The organism is Epibacterium sp. ABZ3_068 (genome assembly GCF_056159265.1).
This window is the reverse complement of the sequence record NZ_JBSWUV010000001.1, coordinates 1,238,996-1,253,430: the sequence shown is the minus strand read 5'-3', so window position 1 is coordinate 1,253,430 and position 14,435 is coordinate 1,238,996. Positions and strand designations below refer to the sequence as shown.

Genomic DNA, 14,435 nt, shown 5'->3' with positions numbered 1-14,435 from the left:
TGTGCATCAGCTGATCCAAAAATTGGAGACGGCGCTGGGACGAGCTGGAAACGGCTCGTCTGACTTTGATTTGAACCCCGAGATAAAACTACCACCCAACCGAAAACTGCGTCCCGCCGGGGTGTTGATGCCAATTCTGTCTACGGAAACTGGCCCGCATATTCTGCTGACCAAGCGGTCTTCTGCGTTAAAGCATCATCCCGGTCAGATTGCTTTTCCCGGGGGGAAAGTCGACGAGACAGATAGCGGTGTTGTTGCGGCTGCGTTACGAGAGGCCGACGAAGAGATAGGGCTGCCCCCTTCGCAGGTTCGTGTTTTGGGAAAACTCCCGGCCCATGAAACGGTTACAAGCTTTCAGGTGACGCCTGTGGTTGCGGTGATCGATGGTCCCTTTACCCCAGTGCCAGAGCCCGGAGAGGTTGCAGAGGTGTTTACCGTTCCCCTGTGCCACGTTCTGGATCCAGCGAACTTTGTTGTTCAGGGGCGGCGGTGGCGCGGGCAACGCCGGTATTATTTCACTGTACCCTTTGGTCCTTATTACATTTGGGGTGCATCGGCCCGAATGCTGCATGCATTGGCCGATCGTGTGTCGCAATGCTAAGAATCGACCAGCCCTGGCTGACCTCTGACACAAGCCAAGCTGTCTGTCGTGCGCTGATGGCAGATGGAGCTGCGGCCTATTTTGTGGGCGGTTGCGTACGGAATGCATTCTTGGGAGAGCCGGTTTCTGACCTTGATGTGTCAACGGATGCCCATCCAAAAGATGTGATGGAACTGGCAAGGCGCGCCGGAATAAAGGCCATTCCAACTGGAATTGACCATGGCACGGTTACCTTGGTCATGAATGGTGTTCCGTTTGAAGTCACGACTTTTCGCAAGGATGTTTCGACAAATGGCCGACGGGCCGTTGTGGCCTTTGCTGACAATATGGTCGACGATGCCAAACGGCGCGACTTTACCATGAATGCTCTCTATGCGGATCCAGGCGGACAAGTATTTGATCCTTTGGGTGGCTTCAAAGACCTGCAGGCGCGCCGCATCCGCTTCATCGGAACACCTGAACACCGTATCAAGGAAGATTATTTGCGTACACTGCGCTACTTCCGGTTTCATGCTTGGTATGGAGATCCGGAAGCTGGGCTTGACCCGGATGCGTTGGCGGGGATTGCCGAAAATCTTGATGGGCTATCGAGGCTGTCACGTGAACGTATCAGCCATGAATTGTTAAAGCTGTTTGCGGCTCCCGATCCCGCGCCGGCAGTGGCTGCCATGCGCCAGTCAGGAGTTTTGCAGACTTTGTTGCCGGGAACAGATGACAGAGGCCTGGCCCCTTTGGTTCATTTGGAAGCCGGCTTTTGGGGGAACGGCGAGGGGCCTGACCCCGTTTTGCGGCTTGCGGTATTGGGTGATGCAATTGAAATTTCTCAAAAGCTGCGTTTGACCAAAGCACAAGATCGCAGGTTGGCCTTACTGCGTGAGGTGGCAAGCGGGAGCGCAGACGCATCAGAGCTGGCATACCGGCACGGTGTCTGCGACGCGAAGGCTGCGTGTCTTTTACGTGCCGCACTTTTGGAAATGCCACTAGATCGCAACTTGGCAACCGCGCTGGAAATCGGTGCAAATGCTGTTTTTCCAGTGACAGCCCATGATTTGATGCCTGAATATACGGGTGCTGCGCTGGGCGATGCCTTGAAAAAACTGGAGTCTGCCTGGATCAAAAGCGGATTTCAGTTGGATCGCGATGCCTTGTTGCAGCGACTGAGCTGACAAAATTGTATCGACTCTCCGGCTTTTGCTGACGCAAGCCTCTCTTTCTTCTATTTCTGAACCGACCCATGCGTGCAGCCGTATTGTTATTTTTGCACGTTAGGCTGACCCACACCTTTGTGCCGTAAATTTTTTGGAGCCCGGTCATGTTTCGTCTGTTCGAGAATCTGGTCGACCCTTACGTCGACTACGATGAAAGCGTATTGCCGCCTCAGACCTTAGCGGGATTCTTTCGGTATTATTCTGGACCGTTTCGCAAACTTTTTTGGGCGGCGGCGTTCATGTCGATTGTGGTAGCCGCGATCGAAATTGGCCTGATCTACTATATGGGGCGTGTCGTGGATGTCCTGATCGGCGATCCTTCCGAGGTGTGGGAGCGGTTTGGAACCGAATTTCTGCTGGTTGCGGCATTCATTCTTGTGTTGCGGCCTTTGTTGCAGCTGCTCGATGTCTTGCTGTTGAATAACGCGGTTACACCTAACTATGGGGCCATTATCCGTTGGCGTGCGCACAAACATGTGTTGCGGCAGTCAGTGGGGTGGTTCGAAAATGACTTTGCTGGTCGTATTGCTAACCGGATTATGCAGACTCCTCCAGCGGCAGGTGAAGTTGTGTTTCAGGCCTTCGATGCCATTACCTTTGCTTCCGCCTATCTTGTTGGAGCAGCTATCATGTTGTGGGCAGCTGATGCCCGCCTGCTCTTTCCACTGATTGCTTGGATTTTGCTGTATGCAGGGTTGATGCGGTGGACCCTAAAACGGGTAGGTCCGGCAAGTGAGGCCGCATCAAACGCACGGTCCACTGTTACGGGGCGGATTGTGGACAGCTATTCCAACATCCAATCGGTCAAGATGTTTGCCCACCATGATCGCGAACTGGCCTATGCCAAGGAGGCAATTGAGGAAACCCGTGCGACGGTTCAGGCTGAAATGCGCATCTATACGACAATGGACGCGGCTTTGGTCTTTTTGAATGGCTTGCTGATTGTGGGCGTTGTCGGGTGGGGAATTGCGCTTTGGATGCAGGGCAGTGCCACGACAGGTGTTGTGGCAGCCGCGACGGCATTGACACTGCGTCTTAATGCGATGACGGGCTGGATCATGTGGGCGCTCACGACCTTTTTCCGGCAGCTTGGTGTTGTGGCTGAAGGCATGCAGACTATTTCCCAGCCGATTGACTTGGTCGACAGGAAGGATGCCAATCCGCTGGAGCTCATTGAGGGCCGTATCGAAATATCGGATCTCAGCCATCATTATGGGCGTGGTCAGGGCGGTCTGGACCGCATCTCCGTCGTTATAAACGCAGGAGAAAAGATCGGTTTGGTGGGGCGGTCAGGGGCCGGTAAATCGACCTTGGTGAAGCTTCTGCTGCGTTTCTACGAAGCTGAAAGCGGTCGGATATTGATTGACGGTCAAGACATTCGCGCGGTTACGCAGGACAGCTTGCGCAGCCAAATCGGGATGGTGCAGCAGGATTCCTCGCTTTTGCACCGGTCCGTGCGGGACAATATCTTGTATGGACGCCCTGAGGCGAGCGAAGAGGACATGCTGCAAGCCGCGCGTCAGGCCGAGGCAGATGTGTTCATTGCGGATCTGGAAGACCCTCAGGGTCGAAAAGCGTTTGATGCGCATGTCGGGGAGCGCGGAGTGAAGCTCTCTGGAGGACAGAGACAGCGTGTGACGCTGGCTCGGGTAATCCTGAAAGATGCGCCGATCTTGGTCCTCGACGAAGCGACCTCAGCCTTGGACTCGGAAGTCGAGGCCGTAATTCAAGATACCCTTTATGGAATGATGGAGGGGAAAACGGTTATTGCGATTGCCCATCGCCTGTCCACCATCGCCCAAATGGACCGGATATTGGTGTTGGACGAAGGGAAAATCGTCGAAGAAGGGTCTCATTCGGAGCTTTTGCAACGTGAAGGCCTATATGCACAGTTCTGGACCCGGCAATCTGGTGGGTTCTTGAATCTAGAGGCGGCAGAATGATCATAGACAAGCTGATAGACCCTTTTAAACCGGCAAAGGGGGCTCCGCCTCAGAGCCTGGGTGCCTTTATGCGGTGGTGCCTTTCGGGAGCTTGGCCGGCATTGGGAGCCGCTACGGTTTTTTCTGCGCTGGCAGGTGCGATGGAGGCCGGGACCGCCTTTATTTTGGGTCTGGTGATTGACCGGGCCATCCTGAGCGGTCCTGAACAGTTTTTCACCGCCGCTAATGTTGCGATGCTTTTGGGGGCGCTTGGATTCTTTTTGATAATACGCCCGATCCTGTTTGGTCTGTCCTCTGCGTCAAATTCAATCATTGTAGGCCCGAACATCAATCCTCTGGTGTTGTCGCGCTTGAACCGTTGGACACTTGGGCAGTCGGTTGGGTATTTCGACGACGATTTTGCTGGCCGGATCGCGCAGAAACAAATGCAGACCGCCAGTGCTGTAACCTCAGTCACAACCGAGATGATCAATGTCGTTGCTTTTGCTCTGGCATCGCTTGTCGGAGCCATGGTGTTGCTTGGTACCGTAGATGTTCGGATCATTGGCCTGTTTGTCTTGTGGCTCATCGGATACTTCGCCTTGATTCGCTGGTTCATGCCGCGGATCCGCAAACGCTCTGCTGCACGTGCGGGCGCGCGTGCCACTGTTTCGGGGCAGGTGGTGGATACCTTGACCAACATTCGAACCGTCAAGCTGTTCGCGCATGCCAAACACGAAGAGCACAGCGCACTGGATGCGATGGCTAATTTTCGTGAAAAGGCGCTGAGTTTTGGATATCTTTCGGCCGGTTTCCGTTTCAGCCTCATGGCGCTTGCGGGCATTTTGCCGGTGCTTTTGATCGGAGCGACGCTCTATCTTTGGTATCGGGGTATAGCGACCGAAGGGAACATCGTCTCGGCTGGGGCTGTCTCTATCCGGATTGCTCAGATGACAGGCTGGGTCAGCTTCACGCTGATGGCGATCTATTCCAACGTGGGTGAGATCGAAAACGGTATGAAAACCTTGGCCGTGCAGAACCGGATCTTGGATCATTCGGATCGCGAGCTTGTGGTATCCGGTGGTGAGATCAGATTTGACCAAGCCAGTTTTGCCTATGGGCGTGACATCGGCGGGGTCCAGGACTTGGAGCTTCGGATCAAACCGGCAGAGAAACTTGGCATCGTGGGTGCTTCCGGAGCAGGTAAATCCACCTTGGTTTCCCTTCTTCTTCGTCTCTATGACGCCGAAAACGGGCGCGTTCTGATTGATGGTCAGGATATTCAGGATGTAAGCCAAGACTCCCTGCGCCGTCACATCGGTATGGTCACGCAGGAAACGGCAATGTTCAATCGTTCGGCTCGCGAAAATATCCTTTATGGCCGTCCAGATGCGAGCGAAGACGAGGTGATGGCAGCCGCCGAAAAAGCGGAGGCGCATGGATTTATTCAGGATCTCAGGGACGGCCAGGGACGCAAGGGCTATGATGCGCATCTGGGCGATCGCGGGGTGAAACTCTCTGGTGGACAGCGTCAAAGGATTGCCCTGGCCCGAGCAATTCTGAAAGACGCCCCCGTTCTTGTGCTGGATGAGGCGACCTCAGCGCTTGATTCCGAAGTGGAAGCGTCAATTCAATCCGCGCTTAGCCGGGTTATGGTTGGCAAGACGGTTCTGGCAATTGCGCACCGCTTGTCGACGCTCAGCGAAATGGACCGGATCATCGTTTTGGACCAAGGTCGAATCGTCGAGACGGGTACCCATGAACACTTGTTGGCGCTGGGCGGCCGATACGCGCAGTTCTGGGCGCGTCAATCAGGTGGTTTCATCGGCACAGATGATGCGGCAGCCGCCGAATAAGTCTTTTGCCAAAGGCTCTGGTTCGTTATCACCGCCTCCATGACAGCACAGGATAGAATTTCGACAAAAATCATTCGCCTTGGCCACCAAGGGGATGGAGTCGCGGATGGGCCCGTTTTTGCGAGACGGTGTTTGCCGGGTGAAACCGTAAGCGGTGTCCTTGAGGGGCAAACCCTTACGGACATCCGCATTGAATCTCCCAGTCCGGACCGCGTGCAAGCGCCTTGCAGCCATTACAAGGCGTGTGGCGGGTGTAGCTTGCAACATGCATCGACTGACTTTGTTGCGAGTTGGAAACAGGACTTTGTCCGCAGAGCTTTAACTTCGCAAGGGCTTGAGACAGAGTTTCGTCCAATCCATACCTCCCCAGAAAAATCCCGACGCCGAGCAACATTTGCGGCGCGGCGCACCAAAAAAGGTGCGTTGGTTGGGTTTCACGGTGCCGCTTCCGGGGTGGTTACAGAAATCCGCGACTGTATCTTGTTGGAACCTGCGCTGATTGCGGCTCTGCCAGTTGCCGAAGAACTCGCAATCGTCGGCGCCAGCCGAAAGACGCCGCTTGCCGTTACAGTGACAGATTCATCGATCGGGCTGGATATTATGGTTCGGCACGGCAAGCCGTTGGATGCGAACCTACGCATCGATTTGGCGCAACTGGTCGGGAAATACGGCATTGCCCGGCTGTCCTGGGAGGATGAGCTGATCGCGATGGAGCAGCCGCCGACACAATCCTTCGGCAAGGCGCAGGTCTGCCCGCCTCCGGGTTCCTTTTTACAGGCGACAAAGGACGGAGAAACCGCACTTCGCGATGCTGTTTTGGAAATTACTTCGGGTTCAAAAAAAGTAATGGACCTTTTTGCCGGCTGCGGGACGTTTTCCTTGCCATTGGCAGAACGGGCTGAGGTGCACGCCGTTGAAGGCGACAAGTCGATGATTGCAACCCTGGATGCGGGGTGGCGCAAAGCGCATGGTCTTCATACGGTGACGAGCGAAGCGCGCGATCTGTTTCGGCGTCCGGTGCTGCCGGATGAGCTGAACCCGTTTGGTGCGGAGTATGATGCCGTCGTGATCGACCCGCCCCGTGCTGGTGCAGAAGCGCAGACAGAGGAACTGGCGCGGGCAAAAGTGCCCACAATTGCCTATGTCTCTTGCAATCCGGTCACATTCGCACGTGATGCGAGGGTATTGGTGGATGCAGGGTATCGGCTGAACTGGGTGCAGGTGGTAGACCAATTCAGGTGGTCAGCGCATGCTGAACTGGCTGCATCTTTTACTTTGGAAACCTGACTTTGACCGGGACGAACGCGCACATGCCCCTTCAACGTATCTCCAAAATTCTCGACAGCCTGGCCTTTGGCCGTTTCATTACAGCTGTCATTCTGATTAACGCTGTTACGCTTGGAATGGAGACCTCTCACGCGATCATGAGCCGTTTTGGGGGTGCGATCGAACTCCTCGATAAGCTGTGCCTGATCATTTTTGTGGCCGAGATCACGGCAAAGCTCCTTGTACAGCGGCTGAAGTTCTTCCTGAACGGCTGGAGCCTTTTCGATTTCATTATTGTTGGTATCGCGCTTGTTCCCGGTGCCCAGGGATTTTCGGTGTTACGTGCGCTACGCATCTTGCGGGTTCTGCGGGTTATCTCCGTTGCGCCGCGTCTGCGTCGGGTTGTCGAAGGGTTTATCAACGCTCTGCCCGGTATGGCGTCAGTCTTTTTGCTGATGGCGATTATTTTCTACATCGGATCCGTTATCGCGACCAAACTCTTTGCGAGCGCCTTCCCGGATTGGTTTGGAACGCTGGGTTTGTCTGCCTATTCCCTGTTTCAGATCATGACGCTGGAAAGCTGGTCGATGGGAATCGTGCGCCCTGTTATGGAAATTTACCCGCACGCCTGGGTGTTCTTTGTCCCCTTTATTATGGTGACAACCTTTGCAGTGGTTAACCTTTTGGTAGGCTTGATTGTGAACTCTATGCAGGACGCACATGCAGAGGAAGAAACGCAGCTGACGGACGCTTATCGCGATGATGTTTTGACCCGTCTGGAACGCATTGAGCAAAGCTTGGCCGCACTTTCGGATCAAAACGCAAAGAAGTGATTTGGGTTTGGGGCCATTCTCGGCTAACGGCTGCACAAAGCAACAAAAGAGCAGTAAGATGGACAGACGCGCATTCGCGGCAAGTGCCGCAGCAAGCCTAGCCTTGGCGGGGTGCTCCGCACCAGGCAGCAAGTTTCAGAACTACTATGGTCCCCGTGTCACGTCAGTGGTCGTGAATAAAGGCGCGCGCCATATGTATTTGCTGAACAACGACGATATTTTGCGCAAATACAAAGTGGATCTTGGGTTTGCTCCCTTGGGACACAAGCGGGTCGAGGGCGACGGAAAAACGCCGGAAGGTGCATATTGGATCAATCGTCGCAACCCAAACAGTGCTTTTCATCTATCGATTGGTATTTCGTACCCGAACGCGAATGACGTCGCGCGCGCCCGTGCGTTGGGAAAAAGCCCGGGTGGTGAAATTTTCATCCATGGACAGCCGAACATCTTGCGGGATCGCAAACGTGCTGAGCGGGTTCGCGATTGGACGGCTGGCTGTATCGCGGTGAAGAATGACGAAATGGAAGAAATCTATGCCATGGTCACAAATGGCACACCAATCTTCTTGAACGCCTAATTGGGTGGTGTGGGCTTTTTGAGGGCCCGCAACCGCCTTAGCTTCCCATAACCAGGGTCCACCAAAGTTTTCCGTTTGGCTCCTGGAACCAGAAGAAACCCATATTGGCCGCGTTTGGATCGAGCACAACAGACCGCGTGGCCGGATCTTCCATCCAAGCGGTCAATGTTTGAACTTCGCTTTCATAGGTTTCCGAAATAGCCTCTCCGACCAATGTTCCAGTGTAACCCGTACGTGCAACACGATCTAACGGAGAGGAGCCGTCAGAGCCGAAATGCCAAGGACGGTTCTGTACTGACATATCGCGGGAGTGCGTCGCAGCTGCGGCATTCAACTGCGCATTCAGCTGAACGGGTGTTTGACCTGCAGCCTCGCGCAGTGCGTTAACAGAATCTAGCATCCGAAACTGTACTTTGTCGGCATTCCGGATGCGGTAAATACCGCTGCTGGCGCTGTCTACCGGCGTTGTTGTGGTACAGGCTGCTGCAATCAAAGAGAAGCACAGCGCAAAGATCGAAAGAATTCGGGACATGTCGCACCTTGGATAATCTGTACTTATTGCCTTTACCCCTCCTGTGGCGAATGCGCAAACAGGCTGGCGGTATAATGCGTGTCACAGTTTTGTTTGATTTGCGACTGAGGCATTCCAGCCATATTATGTGCACAACACGCTGTTTTGGCTTTTTCGGGTACATATCACATGACCAAGTCCATTTTTGAGACACTGAACCGTCGTCGCTTTTTGACATCCGCCGCTGCATTCGCAGCAGCGCCTGCCATTGCACAAGAGTCAGATCCGGCTGGAGAAACTGCTTTTGACCCGCTGCGTCCACCGCCAGAGCCAGAGCCTCCGGTTACCCGTAACATATCGGCCTTCCGTTCAAAGAAGTGGGAGCCCTATTTCAATAATCTTAGAAAAGGGGCGATTCTCGTCGATATCGACAGCCGCGCACTTCACTATTGGTCTGAGGATGGGGAAACTTATAAATTATTCCCCTCTTCAGTACCTTTATCCGAAGATTTGACCCGTCGGGGGAGAACGCAGGTGATCCGCAAGGTGAATGGTCCAAGCTGGTCGCCGACACCAAATATGCGCAAGCGCAATCCGGAATGGCCAGCCTATATTCCTCCGGGGCCTGATAACCCTCTGGGAACGCACGCATTATACCTCAGCTGGCAATACTACCGTATCCACGGAACTCATGACACGCGCAAGATTGGCCGAAGGTCGTCCAATGGTTGCATTGGTCTCTACAACGAACACATCGCCCAGCTGTTTTCGCTAGCCAAGGTTGGCACGCAAGTGTTGCTTATTTGACGACATAGGACTCAGGCTAGGAAAGCTAGGCGCAACAAGTGTTTGCATTTCTTCTGCCTTGGTGATTATTAGAAAATCACGAGGTAAGTCTTGGCTGCGTACGCTATTACTGTGCGCATTTACTGGAGGTTAACATGAAAAAACTCGTTCTTGCTGCTGCTCTGACCGCTGCTGCATCTGCTGCCGTTGCTGGTGGCCTGGCAGAACCGATCGTTGAGCCGCCGGTTATCGTCGAAGCCGCTGAAGGTTCCTCTTCCGGTATCCTGCTGCCGCTGCTGCTGCTGGTTCTGGTTGGCGCCGCTGTTGCTTCGAACTAAGTTCGGCATCAATAAAGTCAAAAAAGGCGGTGGTTTTACTACCGCCTTTTTTATTGTCTGAATTTCGGAGGGTTCCTAGTCCAACCAACCCTTCAGGTTATCCTCGATGACTTTTGACAATGCAGCAATGTGATCTGCGTCATCGTTGAGGCATGGAATATAGAGGAAATCTTCGCCGCCCGCGTGTTCAAAGCTCTCTTTGATCTCTTCGTTGATCTCTTCCAGCGTTTCGATGCAGTCGGCCGAAAACGCAGGTGCAATAACGGCGATGTTCTTTTTTCCATCCCGTGCAAGGTCTGCGACGTGTTCAACGGTGTAAGGCCGCAACCATTCCTCTGGTCCGAAGACGGACTGAAAGGTTGTGGTGATCTTTGTGTCGTTCCAGCCCAAACGCTCTTTGAGCAAACGCGTCGTTTTCTGACACTGGCAATGATAGGGGTCGCCTTCCATCAGGTATCGTTTCGGCATCCCGTGATAGGACACAACCAGAATATCCGGCTTCTTTTCTGTTTTTGAGTAGGCCTCTTCAACCGAGCGGGCCAGTGCCTCGATATAGGCGGGCTGGTCAAAATAGGGCGCGATGGTGCGCGCCGCCGGTTGCCACTTTTCTTCCATCAAAGCGCGAAAGAACTGGTCATTTGCTGTGCCAGATGTCGCTCCGGCATATTGGGGGTAAAGGGGGACAAACAGGATTTTTTGGCACCCAGCTTCGACCATCTCGCGTACTTTGGACTTTGTTGATGGGTTGCCGTAGCGCATGCAGAAATCGACCATGACCTGATCGGCATATCGCGCGCGCATAGCGTCAGCCATTTTTTCAGTCTGATCTTTGGTGATCGTCATTAAAGGGCTTTCGCCCTTGTCGTGATTCCAAATAGATTTGTAAGCCTCGCCCGAGGAAAACGGGCGTTTTGTCAGGATGATCAACTGCAGCAGCGGCTGCCATTTCCAGGACGGGTAATCGATCACTCGTTTGTCCGACAGAAACTCGTTCAGGTAACGGCGCATGGACCAATAAGAGAAATCGTCGGGTGTCCCGAGATTGGCCAAAAGGATGCCGACCTTCTCCGCCTTGATCTTGGGATGATCTGCCGGTGCATGTGCAGGGCAGGTGGCGGTGTCAGTCTTGTCCAGCATTGTCATAGTCCTGTGCGGCCAGAAATCAGTTCAGCTCTTAGATAAAGTCATACTGTCAAAAAAACCAATTGGATCACATTGGCGCAGCCATAAGTCGAATTAATCTTTGGGCAGCGGTTTTTCGGGGACTTTCAAAGCATCTGCCAAACGCATTTTGGCAGATCCTGGGCGAAGGGGTTGTTGTTGGCTGTCCGAGGGCGACCAGCCCGTGAGGCAGATAACCTCGAATGTCGCAGGCAGCAGGTTGGCTTCGTTTGCGAAATGCTCACGGTAGAGTTCATCAGCTTCGATGAAGAGGGCGCGTCGCGTCGGGTGTTTGATCCGTTGTGTCAGTGCGTTGGCTTCTCCCATATCGCGCAGATCCCGCGATAGATGCCAAATATCGCGGTATTGTGCGGTGAGTGGGACAATATCTGCTACGGGCAAAGCAAAACCAGCCCGCTGCAACAATCCGCCCAGATCGCGGACTTCGGCCATAGGGGAAACCCGTGGAGACAGGCCGCCCGTTATGCGGCTTTCAGCTTCGGCCAATACGGAGCGAAGCTCGTGCAATGTCCGCCCTCCCAATAGCGTTACAAGCAACAAGCCGTCTTCTTTTAATGCACGCCGACACTGGATCAATTGTCCGACGGGGTCATTGGCCCAATGAAGGGCCATCGTGTGGATCACAAGATCATGTATGCCTGTTTGCAGGTTCAGCAGGTCGTCATCAGGAACAATTGTGGCGTCCGGGCTAAAATTTTCCCAAATTTCGCCAAAACCACTAACGACCGCCGGGTTTGTAAAGGTCCTGTTAACCATCCTTAGGCGATCTTCAATCTCATCCCGGGCAAGGTGATGCAGGAACATGGCATCAGGTTTTGATCGGGCGCGATGGGCGTTCAAAGTTTGGCGATCGAACAGATTTGGCTGGTTTTGCAATGTCTCACTCATGAAGGATGTTTAGGATGTTGCACGCTCAAATTCAAACGGCTGTTTCGCTTGTCTACCCGCCTCAGTGTTCCTGTTGTGACGCGATGGTCGAAAGCGATTTTGGGCTGTGCGGGACATGCTGGAAGGATATGAACTTTATCTCCGGAACTGTCTGCGAAGGGTGCGGAAGTGCTCTACCAGGGCAGGGCGACGGGTTTAGACTGGAATGCGATAGCTGCCTGGGGCGTTCCTATCCTTGGAGCCAAGGTCGTGCCGCACTTGAGTACAAGGGCAAAGCCAAGGATCTGGTTATGGGGCTCAAATACGGGGATCGAACGGATGTCGCACGAATGGCGGCAGGCTGGATGTTACGTGCTTCGGCGCCATTGCTGCGAGACAACCCGATTGTAACCCCAGTCCCGCTTCATTGGATGCGCACGTTGCGCCGTAAATACAATCAATCCGCTCTTTTGGCAGAGGCATTCGCCGAGCACGGCCGCCTGGATTATTGGCCGGACCTTCTGAAGCGTACAAAGATAACACCTTCCCTGGATCACAAGTCCCGAGAGCAGCGCCGAAAAACTCTCTGTAACGCAATCGCACCGCATCCACGTCATAAGGAATTGATGCGTGGTCGGGTGGTCTTGTTGATCGATGATGTTATGACCTCTGGCGCTACGTTAGATGCCTGTTCAGAGGCTTGCTTGCGCGCCGGAGCATCAGATGTTCGGGTTTCAGTTCTTGCACGTGTCACGCAAGAGTGATCTGAACAATTTGCATCTGGATTTTGTGCGCGGCGCAACCCAAATTGACCGGTGAACAGAGCTTACCCTCAATTTGGAGCCCTTTGATGAAATCGGTTGAAATCTATACGTCGCCCTTGTGTGGCTATTGCCATCAGGCAAAGCGCCTCTTGAAACAGAAAGGCGTAAAATTTTCCGAAGTGGACGTTTTGACAAGCCCAAAACGTAAGCAGGAAATGATTAAACGTGCCAATGGCGGTAGAACCGTGCCGCAGATTTTTATCGGTGGAACGCATGTCGGTGGCTGCGACGATCTCTACGCTTTGGAGCGTGATGGAAAGCTCGATCCGATGTTGGCAGCCTAAGGACAATATGATGCGTGTCGCCTTGTTGCAGATGACTTCTTCGGATCAGCCCGAAGAGAACCTCCAAACCGTGCTGGGGATGATACAATCTGCGGTGGAAGGTGGCGCGCGTTATGTCCTGACGCCTGAAGTCACAAACTGTTTGTCAGGCAGCCGGAGCCATCAGAATGCAGTTCTGCGCACTCAAGACGCGGATGAGAGCTTGCCTGAATTGTGTTCCGCAGCGGCGCAACACGGGGTTTGGCTGACAGTTGGGTCATTGGGTGTTAAAACATCTGATCCAGATGGGCGTTTTGCAAACCGTCAGTTTCTGATTTCGCCCCGCGGCGAAATCGTGGATTATTATGACAAGATCCATATGTTCGACGTGGATGTTTCTGCCGAAGAAACATACCGGGAATCAGATGGTTACCGGCCGGGTAAACGTGCGGTGGTTGCTGACGCCGGGTTTGCCAAAATCGGCATGACAATCTGTTACGATGTACGATTTCCCTATCTTCACAGGCGCTTGGCTCAGGCGGGAGCTCAGATCATTACTGCACCGGCGGCATTTTCCTATGTGACCGGAGCGGCACATTGGCACGTTTTGCTACAGGCGCGCGCAATCGAAACGGGATGCTTCATACTGGCACCCGCACAGACAGGACAGCACGCGGCCTCGCGTGGGGTCCGTCGTAAGACCTTCGGTCATTCTCTTGTTGTTGCGCCTTGGGGTGAAATTTTAATGGATGCGGGCACAGAACCCGGTGTGAGTTTCGTTGATCTCGACATGGAAAAAGTAGATGAAGCACGCAGACGTGTGCCATCCCTAACCCATGACAGAGAGTTTGACGGACCCTAATGGAAGAATCCACTCCTCTTGCCGTAGCGCTGTTCAGCGAAATTCTTATGGCGGACCATCTGGCGCGCGCGCGGTTGACGCGGGCTCTTCCAAAAGGAATGGAGCTTTCACATTTTTCTGTCTTGAACCATCTTGCAGGGGTGGGAATGGAGCGTACACCGGCGCAGTTGGCAAAGTTGTTTCACGTGACACGTGGAGCAATGACCAACACTTTGAATAAGTTGGAAGTTGCCGGTTACATTCACATCCGCCCGGACTGGGACGACGCAAGGCGCAAATTTGTTGCGATTAGCCCGGCGGGACGCCAGGCACGGGATACGGCATTGGCGAGCATAATACCTATCATTTCAGAGGTCGTTAACGAGTTGGGCGATGAACGTGTAAGATCTACATTGCCAATTTTACGAGAGTTGCGGGCCAAATTGGATGCTGCCACGTAAGGGCATCAACAGCTTGTGTTGCCTCTGGCACGGTGCCTACGAGGGGCTGCAAGTTTTTGTTGGTATTGTTTTCGCGGCTTGCGGTCTTGCGCTCACCCA

At 53.7% G+C, this 14,435-nt stretch carries 16 protein-coding genes; 13 read left to right on the top strand and 3 right to left on the bottom strand.

Translation table 11 applies throughout. From position 1 onward, the window contains the following. The first annotated feature begins 1 nt into the window (after position 1). From ACXAEW_RS05890 to ACXAEW_RS05860, 7 genes are all read left to right on the top strand, one after another. The gene (locus ACXAEW_RS05890; protein ID WP_474940444.1) at positions 2 to 601 is read left to right on the top strand and encodes a CoA pyrophosphatase; all 600 of its coding nucleotides are present in this window, start codon (positions 2 to 4) and stop codon (positions 599 to 601) included. Next, positions 595 to 1,767: a CCA tRNA nucleotidyltransferase gene (locus ACXAEW_RS05885; RefSeq protein WP_474940443.1), complete on the top strand. Its 1,173-nt coding sequence runs from the start codon at positions 595 to 597 to the stop codon at positions 1,765 to 1,767. Before ACXAEW_RS05890 ends, ACXAEW_RS05885 begins: the two co-directional genes overlap by 7 nt. Positions 1,768 to 1,913: 146 nt before the next feature. Then, positions 1,914 to 3,752, top strand: a complete 1,839-nt coding sequence (locus ACXAEW_RS05880; RefSeq protein ID WP_474940442.1) for an ABC transporter ATP-binding protein — start codon at positions 1,914 to 1,916, stop codon at positions 3,750 to 3,752. Next, the gene (locus ACXAEW_RS05875) at positions 3,749 to 5,587 is read left to right on the top strand and encodes an ABC transporter ATP-binding protein (protein ID WP_474940441.1); all 1,839 of its coding nucleotides are present in this window, start codon (positions 3,749 to 3,751) and stop codon (positions 5,585 to 5,587) included. Before ACXAEW_RS05880 ends, ACXAEW_RS05875 begins: the two co-directional genes overlap by 4 nt. 39 nt (positions 5,588 to 5,626) lie before the next feature. Next, complete coding sequence (locus ACXAEW_RS05870) at positions 5,627 to 6,874, top strand: class I SAM-dependent RNA methyltransferase (RefSeq protein WP_474940440.1); 1,248 nt, start codon at positions 5,627 to 5,629, stop codon at positions 6,872 to 6,874. A gap of 23 nt (positions 6,875 to 6,897) precedes the next feature. Continuing rightward, positions 6,898 to 7,686, top strand: coding sequence for an ion transporter (locus tag ACXAEW_RS05865; RefSeq protein ID WP_474940439.1), 789 nt, complete (start codon positions 6,898 to 6,900; stop codon positions 7,684 to 7,686). Positions 7,687 to 7,744: 58 nt separating this feature from the next. Beyond that, positions 7,745 to 8,263, top strand: a complete 519-nt coding sequence (locus ACXAEW_RS05860; protein ID WP_474940438.1) for a L,D-transpeptidase family protein — start codon at positions 7,745 to 7,747, stop codon at positions 8,261 to 8,263. 37 nt (positions 8,264 to 8,300) lie between these two features. On the opposite strand, the gene dalA is transcribed toward ACXAEW_RS05860, so the two are convergent. After that, on the bottom strand, positions 8,301 to 8,795 hold the full coding sequence (gene dalA / locus ACXAEW_RS05855; RefSeq protein ID WP_474940437.1) for a divisome-associated lipoprotein DalA: 495 nt from the start codon (positions 8,793 to 8,795) through the stop codon (positions 8,301 to 8,303). 168 nt (positions 8,796 to 8,963) lie between these two features. Between dalA and ACXAEW_RS05850 the strand changes: the two genes are divergently transcribed. Together ACXAEW_RS05850 and ACXAEW_RS05845 are read left to right on the top strand one after the other, a co-directional pair. After that, on the top strand, positions 8,964 to 9,581 hold the full coding sequence (locus ACXAEW_RS05850; protein ID WP_474940436.1) for a L,D-transpeptidase: 618 nt from the start codon (positions 8,964 to 8,966) through the stop codon (positions 9,579 to 9,581). A gap of 134 nt (positions 9,582 to 9,715) precedes the next feature. Further along, positions 9,716 to 9,898 carry a hypothetical protein gene (locus ACXAEW_RS05845; RefSeq protein WP_474940435.1) on the top strand — a complete coding sequence of 61 codons (183 nt, stop codon included), beginning with the start codon at positions 9,716 to 9,718 and terminating at the stop codon, positions 9,896 to 9,898. Between the two features lie 75 nt (positions 9,899 to 9,973). On the opposite strand, the gene hemH is transcribed toward ACXAEW_RS05845, so the two are convergent. Both hemH and ACXAEW_RS05835 read right to left on the bottom strand, forming a co-directional pair. Continuing rightward, complete coding sequence (gene hemH, locus ACXAEW_RS05840) at positions 9,974 to 11,035, bottom strand: ferrochelatase (protein WP_474940434.1); 1,062 nt, start codon at positions 11,033 to 11,035, stop codon at positions 9,974 to 9,976. Between the two features lie 99 nt (positions 11,036 to 11,134). Beyond that, positions 11,135 to 11,968 (bottom strand): methyltransferase domain-containing protein, encoded by an 834-nt coding sequence (locus ACXAEW_RS05835; protein WP_474940433.1) that lies wholly within the window; start codon positions 11,966 to 11,968, stop codon positions 11,135 to 11,137. Positions 11,969 to 11,982: 14 nt separating this feature from the next. Between ACXAEW_RS05835 and ACXAEW_RS05830 the strand changes: the two genes are divergently transcribed. The 4 genes from ACXAEW_RS05830 to ACXAEW_RS05815 all read left to right on the top strand — a co-directional run bounded on the left by ACXAEW_RS05830 (position 11,983) and on the right by ACXAEW_RS05815 (position 14,336). Beyond that, positions 11,983 to 12,711, top strand: a complete 729-nt coding sequence (locus ACXAEW_RS05830) for a double zinc ribbon domain-containing protein (protein ID WP_474940432.1) — start codon at positions 11,983 to 11,985, stop codon at positions 12,709 to 12,711. Positions 12,712 to 12,797: 86 nt separating this feature from the next. Next, positions 12,798 to 13,055 carry a glutaredoxin 3 gene (gene grxC / locus ACXAEW_RS05825; RefSeq protein ID WP_474940431.1) on the top strand — a complete coding sequence of 86 codons (258 nt, stop codon included), beginning with the start codon at positions 12,798 to 12,800 and terminating at the stop codon, positions 13,053 to 13,055. 10 nt (positions 13,056 to 13,065) lie between these two features. Next, entirely contained in the window at positions 13,066 to 13,896 is an 831-nt protein-coding gene (locus ACXAEW_RS05820) for a carbon-nitrogen hydrolase family protein (protein ID WP_474940430.1), read from the top strand. Beyond that, on the top strand, positions 13,896 to 14,336 hold the full coding sequence (locus tag ACXAEW_RS05815; protein WP_474940429.1) for a MarR family winged helix-turn-helix transcriptional regulator: 441 nt from the start codon (positions 13,896 to 13,898) through the stop codon (positions 14,334 to 14,336). Before ACXAEW_RS05820 ends, ACXAEW_RS05815 begins: the two co-directional genes overlap by 1 nt. The last annotated feature ends 99 nt before the right edge of the window (positions 14,337 to 14,435 follow it).

What these genes read in the sequence shown, in the direction of transcription:
- ACXAEW_RS05820 (WP_474940430.1), top strand. Translation starts at nt 13,066, where the DNA reads ATGCGTGTCGCCTTGTTGCAGATGACTTCTTCGGATCAGCCCGAAGAG.
- ACXAEW_RS05860 (WP_474940438.1), top strand. Translation starts at nt 7,745, where the DNA reads ATGGACAGACGCGCATTCGCGGCAAGTGCCGCAGCAAGCCTAGCCTTG.
- grxC (WP_474940431.1), top strand. Translation starts at nt 12,798, where the DNA reads ATGAAATCGGTTGAAATCTATACGTCGCCCTTGTGTGGCTATTGCCAT.
- ACXAEW_RS05850 (WP_474940436.1), top strand. Translation starts at nt 8,964, where the DNA reads ATGACCAAGTCCATTTTTGAGACACTGAACCGTCGTCGCTTTTTGACA.
- ACXAEW_RS05845 (WP_474940435.1), top strand. Translation starts at nt 9,716, where the DNA reads ATGAAAAAACTCGTTCTTGCTGCTGCTCTGACCGCTGCTGCATCTGCT.
- ACXAEW_RS05875 (WP_474940441.1), top strand. Translation starts at nt 3,749, where the DNA reads ATGATCATAGACAAGCTGATAGACCCTTTTAAACCGGCAAAGGGGGCT.
- ACXAEW_RS05835 (WP_474940433.1), bottom strand. Translation starts at nt 11,968, where the DNA reads ATGAGTGAGACATTGCAAAACCAGCCAAATCTGTTCGATCGCCAAACT.
- ACXAEW_RS05870 (WP_474940440.1), top strand. Translation starts at nt 5,627, where the DNA reads ATGACAGCACAGGATAGAATTTCGACAAAAATCATTCGCCTTGGCCAC.
- ACXAEW_RS05885 (WP_474940443.1), top strand. Translation starts at nt 595, where the DNA reads ATGCTAAGAATCGACCAGCCCTGGCTGACCTCTGACACAAGCCAAGCT.
- dalA (WP_474940437.1), bottom strand. Translation starts at nt 8,795, where the DNA reads ATGTCCCGAATTCTTTCGATCTTTGCGCTGTGCTTCTCTTTGATTGCA.
- hemH (WP_474940434.1), bottom strand. Translation starts at nt 11,035, where the DNA reads ATGCTGGACAAGACTGACACCGCCACCTGCCCTGCACATGCACCGGCA.
- ACXAEW_RS05830 (WP_474940432.1), top strand. Translation starts at nt 11,983, where the DNA reads ATGTTGCACGCTCAAATTCAAACGGCTGTTTCGCTTGTCTACCCGCCT.
- ACXAEW_RS05880 (WP_474940442.1), top strand. Translation starts at nt 1,914, where the DNA reads ATGTTTCGTCTGTTCGAGAATCTGGTCGACCCTTACGTCGACTACGAT.
- ACXAEW_RS05815 (WP_474940429.1), top strand. Translation starts at nt 13,896, where the DNA reads ATGGAAGAATCCACTCCTCTTGCCGTAGCGCTGTTCAGCGAAATTCTT.
- ACXAEW_RS05865 (WP_474940439.1), top strand. Translation starts at nt 6,898, where the DNA reads ATGCCCCTTCAACGTATCTCCAAAATTCTCGACAGCCTGGCCTTTGGC.